At 37.1% G+C, this 11,742-nt stretch carries 11 protein-coding genes and 2 pseudogenes; 3 read left to right on the forward strand and 10 right to left on the reverse strand.

Features of this window, described 5'->3' with window-relative positions; genetic code table 11:
• Positions 1 to 16: 16 nt before the first annotated feature.
• From J2S17_RS19655 to J2S17_RS19670, 4 genes are all read right to left on the reverse strand, one after another.
• Positions 17 to 2,434, reverse strand: a complete 2,418-nt coding sequence (locus J2S17_RS19655; RefSeq protein ID WP_307477471.1) for a heavy metal translocating P-type ATPase — start codon at positions 2,432 to 2,434, stop codon at positions 17 to 19.
• Between the two features lie 94 nt (positions 2,435 to 2,528).
• Positions 2,529 to 2,762 (reverse strand): copper chaperone CopZ, encoded by a 234-nt coding sequence (copZ, locus tag J2S17_RS19660; protein ID WP_307477472.1) that lies wholly within the window; start codon positions 2,760 to 2,762, stop codon positions 2,529 to 2,531.
• 175 nt (positions 2,763 to 2,937) lie between these two features.
• A complete protein-coding gene (locus J2S17_RS19665; RefSeq protein WP_307477481.1) occupies positions 2,938 to 3,015 on the reverse strand; it encodes a metal-sensing transcriptional repressor in 78 nt (25 codons plus the stop codon).
• Between the two features lie 269 nt (positions 3,016 to 3,284).
• The gene (locus J2S17_RS19670) at positions 3,285 to 3,590 is read right to left on the reverse strand and encodes a metal-sensing transcriptional repressor (RefSeq protein ID WP_307477473.1); all 306 of its coding nucleotides are present in this window, start codon (positions 3,588 to 3,590) and stop codon (positions 3,285 to 3,287) included.
• Positions 3,591 to 3,699: 109 nt separating this feature from the next.
• Here J2S17_RS19670 and J2S17_RS29100 point away from each other — a divergent pair, with 109 nt between their 5' ends.
• Entirely contained in the window at positions 3,700 to 3,903 is a 204-nt protein-coding gene (locus J2S17_RS29100) for a four-helix bundle copper-binding protein (protein ID WP_503128670.1), read from the forward strand.
• Between the two features lie 275 nt (positions 3,904 to 4,178).
• On the opposite strand, the gene J2S17_RS19675 is transcribed toward J2S17_RS29100, so the two are convergent.
• The 4 genes from J2S17_RS19675 to J2S17_RS19690 all read right to left on the reverse strand — a co-directional run bounded on the left by J2S17_RS19675 (position 4,179) and on the right by J2S17_RS19690 (position 7,378).
• Complete coding sequence (locus J2S17_RS19675) at positions 4,179 to 4,688, reverse strand: ClbS/DfsB family four-helix bundle protein (protein ID WP_307477474.1); 510 nt, start codon at positions 4,686 to 4,688, stop codon at positions 4,179 to 4,181.
• Between the two features lie 29 nt (positions 4,689 to 4,717).
• Positions 4,718 to 4,963 carry a Na+ dependent nucleoside transporter N-terminal domain-containing protein gene (locus J2S17_RS19680; protein ID WP_307477482.1) on the reverse strand — a complete coding sequence of 82 codons (246 nt, stop codon included), beginning with the start codon at positions 4,961 to 4,963 and terminating at the stop codon, positions 4,718 to 4,720.
• Positions 4,964 to 5,315: 352 nt separating this feature from the next.
• A complete protein-coding gene (locus J2S17_RS19685) occupies positions 5,316 to 6,509 on the reverse strand; it encodes an adenosylhomocysteinase (protein ID WP_307477475.1) in 1,194 nt (397 codons plus the stop codon).
• 176 nt (positions 6,510 to 6,685) lie between these two features.
• On the reverse strand, positions 6,686 to 7,378 hold the full coding sequence (locus J2S17_RS19690) for a Crp/Fnr family transcriptional regulator (protein ID WP_307477476.1): 693 nt from the start codon (positions 7,376 to 7,378) through the stop codon (positions 6,686 to 6,688).
• Positions 7,379 to 7,885: 507 nt separating this feature from the next.
• Between J2S17_RS19690 and J2S17_RS19695 the strand changes: the two genes are divergently transcribed.
• Both J2S17_RS19695 and J2S17_RS19700 read left to right on the forward strand, forming a co-directional pair.
• Positions 7,886 to 8,878 carry a Gfo/Idh/MocA family protein gene (locus tag J2S17_RS19695; RefSeq protein WP_307477477.1) on the forward strand — a complete coding sequence of 331 codons (993 nt, stop codon included), beginning with the start codon at positions 7,886 to 7,888 and terminating at the stop codon, positions 8,876 to 8,878.
• Positions 8,879 to 9,012: 134 nt separating this feature from the next.
• Positions 9,013 to 9,264, forward strand: coding sequence for a hypothetical protein (locus J2S17_RS19700; protein WP_307477478.1), 252 nt, complete (start codon positions 9,013 to 9,015; stop codon positions 9,262 to 9,264).
• A 29-nt stretch (positions 9,265 to 9,293) separates the two neighbouring features.
• Here the strand turns inward: J2S17_RS19700 and J2S17_RS19705 are convergent.
• Both J2S17_RS19705 and J2S17_RS19710 read right to left on the reverse strand, forming a co-directional pair.
• Positions 9,294 to 10,229, reverse strand: a pseudogene (locus tag J2S17_RS19705) (IS256 family transposase); the annotation flags it as partial.
• 4 nt (positions 10,230 to 10,233) lie between these two features.
• Positions 10,234 to 10,985 (reverse strand): annotated as a pseudogene (locus J2S17_RS19710) (IS110 family transposase); the annotation flags it as partial.
• Between the last annotated feature and the right edge of the window lie 757 nt (positions 10,986 to 11,742).

Consider the following 11,742-nt stretch of genomic DNA (forward strand, 5'->3'; position numbering starts at 1 on the left):
CTCCTCCTTTCTGCATTTAAGCCTTTAACTTAATCCTCTGTAGTCTTAGGGCGTTGAGAACAACCGATACAGAACTAAACGCCATCGCTGCACCGGCTAACCATGGAGCTAAGAAACCTACTGCAGCTATTGGGACACCCAAACTGTTATACGCAAGAGCCCAGAAAAGATTTTGCTTAATATTCGTGATCGTCTTCTTACTCATGAAAATCGCGTCTGCAATACTTGTTAAATCACCTCGAATGAGAGTAATATCTGCAGCTTCCATTGCCACATCGGTACCTGTACCAATCGCCATCCCAATATCAGCTGTTGCCAGTGCTGGGGCATCATTAATTCCATCCCCTACCATGGCCACTTTTTTGCCAGCTTGCTGAAGCTTTTTCACTTCTTCCGCCTTACCTTCTGGTAAAACCTCTGCAATGACCTGCTTAATGCCAACTTGATCCGCAATCGCTTGAGCCGTTTGGGTGTTATCCCCTGTGATCATCACTACGTCTAAGCCCATGTTGTGCAAACGGGCAATGGCTTCTTTTGATGTTTCCTTGATCGTATCGGCTACGGCAACAATACCCGCATAGCGGCCGTCAATGGCCACTAACATGGCTGTTTTCCCTTGCTTCTCCAAGTTCTCCATTTTTGCTAATTCATTTTGCACATCGATGTTATGTTTCGCCATGAGTCTGCGTGTACCGATGAATAATTGTTTACCATTCACCGTCGATTGGATTCCGAAACCAGGAATGGCTTCAAATGTATCCGATGACCCTAGCTCAATTCCTTTTTCCTTAATCCCTTCAACGATCGCTTCGGCAAGTGGGTGTTCTGAGTTTCTCTCTGACGTACCAACAAGCACAAGAAATTCCGTTTCATCCATACCTTCTGCTAAAATAACATCTGTTAAAGATGGTTTACCATTTGTAACCGTGCCTGTTTTATCAAGAATAATCGTATCTAAACGGTGAGTCGTTTCAAGGTGCTCTCCGCCTTTAAATAAAATCCCAAATTCAGCTGCACGACCTGAGCCAGCCATAATGGAAGTTGGTGTAGCAAGACCAAGTGCACAAGGGCAAGCAATGACTAATACGGCAATGAATTTTTCAAGGGCCTCCGCAAACTCTCCAGGACTTACGGCAAAATACCACACAAGGAAGGTTACGATTGCTATACTCACTACAATCGGTACGAAAATACCTGAAATCACGTCAGCTAAACGCTGGATCGGCGCTTTAGAACCTTGTGCTTCTTCAACTACCTTAATAATTTGAGCTAAAGCTGTATCTTTTCCAACTTTTGTTGCTTTAATTTTTAGGAAACCATTTTTATTAATGGTTGATCCAATCACATGGTCTCCAATGGTTTTATCGACTGGAATACTTTCCCCTGTCAACATAGATTCATCAAGCGCTGACCTGCCTTCAACAATTTCACCATCTACTGGTACTTTTTCACCTGGTTTCACAAAAACAATATCGCCTTCCAAGACTTCTTCGATCGGAATGATCATCTCTTGGCCATCACGAGCTACCGTCGCATTTTTCGCCTGTAATCCCATTAATTTCTTAATTGCCTCAGACGATCGGCCTTTTGCCTTCGCTTCGAACAGTTTACCTAATATAATTAAGGTAATAAGAACAGCACTAGTTTCATAATAGAGCTCGACCATATGAGCGTTTGAACCAATCGACATAATACTTAGATATAGACTATAGAAATAAGCAGCTGATGTACCTAATGCAACGAGTACATCCATGTTTGCACTCTTATTTCTTAACGCCTTATAAGCTCCAACATAGAATTGTCTACCTACTATAAATTGAACAGGTGTAGCGAGGGCGAATTGTACCCAAGGATTCATAAACATGTCAGGTAACCAAATGAAAGACGTAAATTCAAAGTGACTAACCATTGCCCACAATAACGGGAATGATAAAATGGCAGAGAAAAGAAACTTTCCTTGTTGCTTTTCGATTTCTTTTTGTCGATGGTCAACCTTTTCCCCTGCATTTTCTTTCTTTTGTTCAAGTGTATAGCCTAGCTTTTTAATTGCCTCTTTCATATCAGGGATAGAGACTTGATCAGGATTATATTCCACAAGAACAGTTTCTATTGCAAAGTTAACACCTGCTTTTTCAACTCCATCTAGCTTATTTAAACGTTTTTCAATTTTTGTTGCACAAGCAGCACAAGTCATCCCTGTGATATCAAACTCGACCTTATCGCTTACAACGCCATACCCCAAGGATTGGACTTTCTCCTTAAATTTCGTTACGTCTGTTTTATCTGGGTCATATTTAATTTTTGTTTTCTCAAGTGCCAAATTAACGTTTGCATCTTCTACCCCTTCAATCTTTTTCAGCCCTTTTTCAATCTTTGTTGCACAGGCAGCACAGGTCATTCCTGTTATTTGAAGGGTTACTTCCTTTTGACTCATGTTTCCTCACTCCTAACTTCTATACTATAGTGGGGTATGTGTTTTTCCGAAATAGATCGTGCTGAAAATCAGCACGATCTTTTTACAGTTTTCTTTAATGGCAACTTTGACCTTTTGTAGGTTGCTCTACATCATACCCCTGATCTTCAATAACATCTGTAATTTCTTTCAAGCTTACTGTATTTGAATCAAATGTAACATCGACTTTCCCTTCATCAAGATGTACCTTGACGGATTCAACGCCATTTAATTTACCCACATTTCCTTCAATTGAATTAATGCAATGTCCACAAGACATTCCTTGTACATTAAGTGTTACTTGTTGCATAAATAATTCCTCCTTAATTGATTTTCTTAGTCTTTCTATATTTATTATATTACTATACCCTGGTATGGTATTAAATGAAAACTTTTAAATTTATTTTGTTATTTTAGAAACGGTGGTTAAAAACTCTTTTACAATGTCAGGATCATCTTGTCTCAACCGTTCAATCACGCAAGTGTTAATATGACTCTAATGCTGCTTGAGCTGCTGAGATTTGGTGTAAAATATCATCACAATAAGTTTTTCTCGTCATCATATTTTTTTCCTTTAATTTGACCCTCAATTCTGTTCATCCCTTAATGAGTTTGTCTTGTAAGTCACTTGGATAGTTTCCACTTTCTTTTTCTTGTTTGCTACAACATGTTTCATCAGAAATTATTATTGTCTCCCAATCTTATACCCCCTTTCGAAGTAGAATTAACTGCCTAACATATCGGCTCGTTAACATAAATTCACTATACTATACCTATGTTGGGTATGTCAACACCTAAAATATAAAGCCAGCATACAATGTCTGGCTTTATGCTATGTGGACTTAGAAAACCGTTTAAAAACTTCCATTAATTCTTGAATCGCTTCTTCTCCATCCCCATCCTTTATCGCATCAGATACACAATGCTGTGTATGCTTTTCCAATAAATGAAGGCCTACTTTATTCATGGCTGCATTGATAGCAGAGATTTGGGTAAGAATATCCACACAATATCGCTCATTTTCAATCATACTTTGAATACCACGTACTTGACCCTCTATCCGTTTTAATCGGGTAATTAACTGATCTTTTTCTTTTGTTGATCTCTGTGTTACCTTTATTTCTTCAGCGTTGTTCATACAAGCGTCACCTTCATTTCTTAAAAATATTTTATAAATTAAATGTTTAAGTATACGTAACTGGGGTACGATATGATTGTACCATAACTTAGGAGGAATATGAAAATGCATGAACAATTTTAAAAAGTGTATTGAAGAATGTCTTGCTTGTTTAACAGAGTGTAATCATTGTTATGATGCATGTTTAAAACAAGAGGATGTCAAAATAGTAGCAGAATGCATCCGACTTACTCGAGAGTACGCTGACATTTGTCGCATCTGCCATGTCTCGTGGAAGTCAGTTTTCTTCTCAGATTTGTCAACTATGTGCTGACATTTAACCAGTATTCGGTATCGGCTAACATATATGGTAGTTTTATTTCCTACTTTGTGACTCTACCCATACTTGTAGATTCAAAATAAAGATTGATTGAAACCAACTTTAATTCTTAAACTAACACTAATAGGGGTCCAAGGTTCTTTCAACAAAGCGTGAATTTTGCACACTAAGAAAATTCAAATAAATAAAGTCTATTTCTTTTAATTTATAAGAAATAGGCTTTATTGTCTTTTGTCTAACTGTCTGGATACTTACTTTTCTTAAATCACTTATAAAACTATTTTTTTCCATTTGCGTATTTTAGTTCTAAAATTCGTAAATGGAGCAACTGTATTGATATGCACCCATTTCCAAACAGGCCACATTGCTTTTGTTGTGGCCCATTTTCTTTGTTCTGGTTGGAATAATTCTGCTTCAGAAAGTTCATTTATCCAATCGACTAACATTTGGACTAACTTTGTCAATTCTTCCTCCTGCTGTTTTAAGGTTAAAATACCGTATTGCTCATAAAAAGATTGATATAGTCCACCTAAGTTATTCCATTTGTAGTCTGGAGTGGGCGTTTGTACATCAAGTCCACATTGTTCGTCTTTTTCCCATGACAACAACAAGTTAATCCACCCCAGTTGATAAGAAAGTATTTCAGAAGGAGATTTATCCACTTCAGAGATATGTTTACCTCTCAACTCTTCAGGAATCCCCTTAAATTCTTCAATAAATTTCTTATAGGCTCTATCGATTGATTCAATTAATTCTTCAGCATTAGAGTACTGTTTCATAATTCTTTCACACCTTTATTTTTGATACCTTAAGTATATGATAGAATGGTATCAAAACATGGTACTATTAGGAGATTTTTATAAAAAAAGACGAGCGTCATGCCCATTAAATTTGTAAACGCTTTAGCGATATAGCTTACAATCGTAATTCCTATCTGTGTATTCATTAATAAAAATCCCAAGACTAACTGAAGGATCAACATACTCGCAATGGGTCTGATTTTAATTTCTTTTTTATCTTTACAAACTATAAACGTAATCCGAACACTAACAATAGTCCTGTAACCAAAATATTACTTTCACTTCTCATCCCCACTTGTCCGTTTATAAATTTTAACAGGACGGAAACATTGACTATTTAAGCAAAAGTAATGATAGTCAATGTTTCTGCCTATTTTTGAATGATTTATTCAACTATAACGCATCAATTATTGATGAACGTTCATTTCTTCGTTACTTTCTCGGCGAAGAAATAGTAGGATGCGAAACAAAAGGAGATCTTACTCTACTCACCCTTTACGGATATGCTTTCAATAAGTACTCAAATTATATTAAACATAATAGATTACACGTCTTTTTCATACAATTGATTTAAGTTGATATCGTAAAGTGAATATATGCCTTTTTTCACTCTGGAAGATTTAACTGCTTTAGCATGTTGCTAGCCACTTCGATGTTCACCTCGTGAGGAACTGGCTGCGGTCCCGTTACCATTTGGGCGTGTTGCTTCACCAAATACAATACAGAAGACGCCTGTAAAGCAAAGCCCAAATCCATCGTTTCCACCGGATTTCCACCGCCTCCAGCCTGAGCAAGATTCAACATCTCACCCTTCGTGAGCAACATAAGTCGACGACCGTCCTTCATCGTAAACTGTTCGATATCAGGGCTTAATCTCTCAATGGAATCAGCTTTACTCTCTAAATATTCCAAATCAATCTCCCATGAGAAATGACCTGCATTAGCAAGAATGACACCGTCGTTCATCTTCTTGATATGTTCTTTTAGAATAATGTTAGGACGTCCCGTAACGGTGATAAACACTTGTCCATATTCCAATGTATCCTCCAAACGGGCAACTCTGAAGCCATCCAGTGCGGCCTCTAAACCAGCAATAGGATTCTGATCGACCACTATAACTTGGGCTCCAAGGTTTCGTAAATATCTAGCGATACCCCGACCGCAAGTTCCATATCCTACAACCACGAATCGCTTTGTTGGAACGATTAAATTAGTCGTCCGCATAAAGCCTTGGACTATCGTTTGACCAACGCCATGTTCGTTCTCAATAACTTGCTTTAATGGACTATCGTTAATAACAATGATGGGAACCGGAAATTCCCCCTTCAAATCTTCTCTCAACAGATTTGCTCCCGTCGTAGTTTCCTCTGTGCAGCCGATCAATCCTTCTGCATTATAATTCTTAATATACTCTCTTGTTAAGTCAGCACCATTGTCCATTAAAATCTGCGGCTGGTGTTTCAATACGCTATGAATATTTTGTAAATGTTCCTCGCGGCCATCGTTTCTTTGACCGTAAACCTTGATACCTTCGTCCATCAATACTGCCGCCACATCGTCCTTTGTGGTTCCCGGACTGCCAGTTATTACGACATTGGCACCTCCGGCTTTCAGAGTTTTACACAAAACAGCTGTTTTTGGTTCCACATGTAGGCACATGCCAATTGTTAAACCTTGTAAAGGTTTTGTCTTAAGAAAGCTTTCTTTTATGTCTTGTAGCAAGTTCATGTGCATTTCAGTCCAATGAATCGATTTTTCACCTGCGGAAATCATTTCAGTAGTCGTAATTTCTTTATTCATGTAAATTCTCTCTCCTTTAGATATCTAATTTATTTTTGAGCAACCATCTAAGCTTAGTTTGGGTTACAACTGATGCTCTGTGACCGGTTACTCATCATCACCGTCTCTATTTTAAACTTCCTAAATCACAAGTATCATATAGGTTAAAGCATATGACTGCAGTTTAATGTTGAAACCTATTCAGCTAATTCTTGTGCTATCTGTTTCACACTATACTCATTAAAAATGAGACGTTTATGTCTTACGCTAACAATTTTTTCGTCTTTCAAATCTTTAATGACCCTGTTTATACTTCTGACCGACACACCTAAATGTTTGGCAATATCTTCACGAGAAGCAACTAGGACGTAGGAGTCTTGTACTGTGGAACAGAAAGACTGGATAAATTCGTAGAAATAGACAAGGATTTTTTTACGAACTGTGTGAAAGTTACTTGAAATCATTTTTTGACCAACTACATATAGCTTCTTTGCTAACTGGTAATTGATTCTTCTCAAAAAGTACGGATCGTTCATAACCCAATTTTTATAAATTTTAGTTTCAATAAGTAGTAAGGTAGATTGTTGAAAGGCGTATACCCGATTGATGAAAGGCGTGTTCAGAGAAATCTCAATGTCACCAACCACAAACCCTGGCTGCATTGTCGACAAAGTATACGCTTTGCCATCGGACAATTGTCGTTCCACGGCTAATTCGCCTGTAACCAAAATATAAAAATGCGTCACCTCCGTGTCCTGCCCGCACACCTGGTCTCCAATATTGTAATTTCTGACTTTCCAGTGCAAGCGAATATCCTCTGGCATGTTTCTAAACATATCTCGAAACCAATCATGTTTGTCAATGAATTGTTCTAATATACCTTTGCTCATCGAATCACCTTCTATTGAGAATTTTAAAGCCCTTTCAAAAGATAAAAAAGGACACATGTCATGTTTTTATAATTTCTTTTATCAATTATACGGTTCTGGTGCAATAATAAATCTTCGGGAATATAGAAGCTGATTGAATCACTATATAAGTCAGCTGGCTAACCAAGAGCTAAAAATAATATCTATATCTTTCATTATGAAATAAGGAGAGCACATATTAGTTCAGGTAATATGTGCTTTCCTTTTTATTAAATTAGTCGAGTAGAAGGGAGCCTTTCTACCTTACCGTAAATTGTACTCCATCTCCTCATGTGCGTACGTGATTAATCTTCTGCCAAAGTCTATCCAGACGATTCGATTAGTAGCAGTTAGTGCACTGGATGAACAAGACTGTGATGGTACTCATATAACCTTTGCAATATAATCTGCCTACTTATTAAAGGGCTAACATTATGATACAATTGCAGTTCTAATCGTAAATGTCTTTAGAGAAAAGGAGCGATGAAAATGAAAAAAGCTAATCTCTGTTTTATAGGTGCTGGATTTCATGCATCTACTAATATTTATCCTTCTGCTATTGAAGCAGGTGCAGCAATACAGGCTGTTGCTACAAGGAATATTGAGCGTTCTAAAGCTGCCCTTCAGCGTTTTGGAAGCGAAGGGACGCCCTATGACGACTATAAAAAAATGTTACAGTATGAAGAGTGCGATGGTGTTGTTGTAGTCGCTCAGCCTGAAGATCAGCCCTCTCTCGTGATGGATTGTATCAAGGCTGGAAAGAATGTATTTGTGGATAAGCCTCTTGGAATGAGTGCTGATGAAGCTGGTGAAATTGCAGATGCTGCTGATGGAGCTGGAGTGACGGTAATGGTTGGATTTATGAAACGTTATGCTCCTTGTTATACTAAGTTAAAAGAAATTATTGAAAATGGTAGTCTTGGAAATGCCCGTTCGTTTCAAGCAAGATTTGCAGCAGACAGCACGCCATTTTGTAAAGATGATGAGCAGTTTATCAAGTTTGCTGCGATACATATCGTTGATTTAGTACGCTACCTATTTGGAGAAGTTTTATACGTATCAGGTTTTAAGAATAGTGATAATGGGTTTATTTCTCACAGCATCTCACTAAAGTTTGAAAATGGTGTTGTTGGTAGCCTTTACTTTACAGGAATGACAGCTTGGTCTCGTGAAAGTGAAAACATTCTTGTTACATTTGATAATGGATTTGCTTTTGCAGATGAAGTGAATTCACTTACTATCCATAAATCACAAACATTTAGTGATTTGCCATGGAAATCTCTTGAAGAGGCTGACACTGTATTTACTCCATCTGCATCCCCTATGTCTGGAACTTACAGAGATCTTTATTTACGTGGCTTTGTTGGAGAAATGACTCATTTTATAGACTGTTGCAAAAATAAAAGAAAACCAACGTCCAATGGACGTGACAACGTTCATACAATGTCTCTTTGTGACCGTATTTTGTCTGAGTTAATATAAGCATTCTACAGCATTTTCTTAGATAAATACAAAAACTAAAGGAATGTTTAAAATTGAGAATAAGTTTTAGCATGGTAGGTTAATTGGTTAAAAAATACTTGATATGTAGTAGTAATTATAAAGAAGAAGAGATTATGAACAGTAAAGAAAATGAAAATAAAAAAGTAAATGTTACGAAAGATATTGCAAAAGGAATAGTAAAAGGGTTAAAAACTGGTTCTGTTCTAGATAAAGATTTGAATGAAGCGAGCGTTTACAATATAAATCCTAAAGTAAGCAGTAAAGATCTTTTAAAACACTTTACGGGGCAAAAAATTTTAACTAAAGAACAGCAAGAAGAAATGAAAAAACAAATTAAAATTAATAAAAGTTTAGGAAAACTATAAAAGAGGGTTTCTAAAATTAAGTGTGTAAATTATTCTAGGTAGGTAAGGGCACGTTCTTTCAGCTTTTCGTGGAGTAAGAATTGATTCATGACCATTGACCAATTTTGAATATGTCCACCTTCCCATTTCGTTTCTAGTTCTTGAATACGTAAATAGAGTAACTTGAATAGGGCATTCTCATGGGGGAATACTCCTTTTTTGGTTACTTTTCGAAAGCTGGCATGAATGCTTTCCACTGCATTAGTCGTATACATAATTTTTCTTATCGCACTCCCATAATCAAAAAGCTGTTCTACATGATTCCTATTTCGAATCCATACGTCTACTGCCCCAGGATAGGCTGACCACTGTTGGCAAAATGAATCGAATGCACTTTGGCTAGCCTTTTGACTTGGAGCTCCATACACTTTTTTAACGAAGCAGTAAATGCTTTATATTCTTTCGTTAGGACATATTTAATTGAATTTCTAATTAAGTGTACAATACACCGTTGTACAATCACATGGGGAAAGGTCGTGCGTGCTTCTTCTGCTAGACCAGATACTCCATCAGAGGATAAGAAAAAGATGTCTTCTACCCCACGGGCTTTGATTTCATCAAATATTTGCATCCACATATGGGTACTCTCTGTTTCATTTAACCATAACCCAAGGATTTCTTTCTTCCCATCCATTGTATATCCTAAAATGGTGTACACGGCATATTTCTTCGTCTCATATTGATTACGAATCGTAGTGAACATACAATCCACAAATAAGAAGGCGTAACACGGACCTGGATTGCCATTCTTCTAGGTCGAGTAGAATTTGATCAGTCATATCCGAAATCATCGTGTCATGGGAAATAGAAAATCCATAGATCTCTTTAATCGTGGAGGAAATATCACGTTGGGACATCCCGCGTGCATACATAGCTAATACCTTATCTTCAATGGCAGAAACGTCTCTTTTTCGTTTCGGAATAAGCATGTGCTTGGTGGGATCCGATAGAGCGTTTAGCTAATTTATAAGTTGATAAGCTTTTTTCAACCCAGGCTGACGCTTCATTACCGATTTCCATTTGGCTACAATATCTTGAGGTTGCATCGATCGTAACTCGATTGGTGTCGGAAACAAACGTAGAGTTGCGATTGCCCCTTTTCCTTTCACATCTTTAAACACTTGTCGTAGCTCAGGAAAGACAACATCTACCCATCGATTTAATTGATTAATAGAACTAACGAGACGTCTTACGATTACATCACGGTTGGACATAAGAACTCGAAGTTTTTCGAAAGACTCTGAAGCCACATGAACAAAAGAATAGTATCCATTCTTGACCATATCCGCAATCACGAGAGCGTCTTTTTTATCACTTTTGGACTGAGTGTTATCTCGATTTTCTTTATTTCTTTTTACAAGGTGAGGATTGACTGTTACGACATCAATCTTTTCGTTAGATAACCATTTCGATAGATTAATCCAGTAATGACCTGTAGGTTCCATACCGACAATAGTTGTGTCTAAGCTGTTTTTACCTTTTAGTTTATTAATCCATTCTAGAAATCTGTTAAAGCCTTCTTCGTTATTTTCAAAAGTAAGAGGATCACCTACCACGATTCCTCGATAATTTACAGCTCGAGCAACGTGAAATTGTTGGGCAATATCCACGCCAACAACGAGATGTCGATCAGAAATTCGTTCAATGAGTTGATTTTGTTTTTGTTGCATTTTATACTTCATAGTAGAGCTTCCTCCTTAAGATGAGTGTTGTGTTTGTGTGTACTCTCATCATACTGAGGGGCTCTTTTTTTATCAAAGTTAATATTTAACGCTCTACAGAAATGCTAACCTGCCCCGTTAGTTGCATAAAGAAGAAGCTGCCTTAAAGACAGCTCCGATCTTCAGCTAACGCACCCGTTAGTTTAAGAACATTCTTTCACAATCTAAACAATAGATAAAAAGCCGTCCTAAAAGACAGCTATTCAAATTATATTAGTTTGAAATAGTTGGTACGAGTTTTGAAAATTTGCTATAACAGAAAATAGTAAATGTTAATGGTACTAAACTCCATAGATAAAAATATATTCCATACTGGTTCCATCTTGTGGTTGTTGTAATCCCGTCAGCGATTTTTATCCCCATAAAATTCAACTACAAATTCCCGTGTAATTGACTATTTAATAAGCCGTAACCTTGCCTTACCATCGCAATAAATAATAAGCCGAAGCAACCTGCAAGCTCTAAAAACAACCATCCTATTGTGTTTTTGTTCAAGTTACCCCCCTAAAATTGTTTGTAACAAATAACATTATACAAATATGGGTAAATCCCTTGTTGAACTAACCTCCCTCAATAAACAAACACTTATCTCTAAAATACGCAGTTTTTCTCCATATTACTATCTAACTTGTTTAACTTTACAGTTTTGGTTAGAACGAATAGAACTCAATTTAGCAGTTTACGAAGAAAATAAGCGCAGGAAACTAGCCAACCTTCG

The sequence above is a fragment of the Cytobacillus purgationiresistens genome (genome assembly GCF_030813235.1).
Classification (GTDB): Bacteria; Bacillota; Bacilli; order Bacillales; family Cytobacillaceae; genus Cytobacillus; species Cytobacillus purgationiresistens.

Bases quoted from the DNA above. Each gene is read 5' to 3' on its own strand.
- J2S17_RS19675 (WP_307477474.1), bottom strand. From the start codon at position 4,688: ATGAAACAGTACTCTAATGCTGAAGAATTAATTGAATCAATCGATAGA.
- J2S17_RS19655 (WP_307477471.1), bottom strand. From the start codon at position 2,434: ATGAGTCAAAAGGAAGTAACCCTTCAAATAACAGGAATGACCTGTGCT.
- J2S17_RS19695 (WP_307477477.1), top strand. From the start codon at position 7,886: ATGAAAAAAGCTAATCTCTGTTTTATAGGTGCTGGATTTCATGCATCT.
- J2S17_RS19670 (WP_307477473.1), bottom strand. From the start codon at position 3,590: ATGAACAACGCTGAAGAAATAAAGGTAACACAGAGATCAACAAAAGAA.
- J2S17_RS19690 (WP_307477476.1), bottom strand. From the start codon at position 7,378: ATGAGCAAAGGTATATTAGAACAATTCATTGACAAACATGATTGGTTT.
- J2S17_RS19665 (WP_307477481.1), bottom strand. From the start codon at position 3,015: ATGATGACGAGAAAAACTTATTGTGATGATATTTTACACCAAATCTCA.
- copZ (WP_307477472.1), bottom strand. From the start codon at position 2,762: ATGCAACAAGTAACACTTAATGTACAAGGAATGTCTTGTGGACATTGC.
- J2S17_RS29100 (WP_503128670.1), top strand. From the start codon at position 3,700: ATGAACAATTTTAAAAAGTGTATTGAAGAATGTCTTGCTTGTTTAACA.
- J2S17_RS19685 (WP_307477475.1), bottom strand. From the start codon at position 6,509: ATGAATAAAGAAATTACGACTACTGAAATGATTTCCGCAGGTGAAAAA.
- J2S17_RS19700 (WP_307477478.1), top strand. From the start codon at position 9,013: ATGAACAGTAAAGAAAATGAAAATAAAAAAGTAAATGTTACGAAAGAT.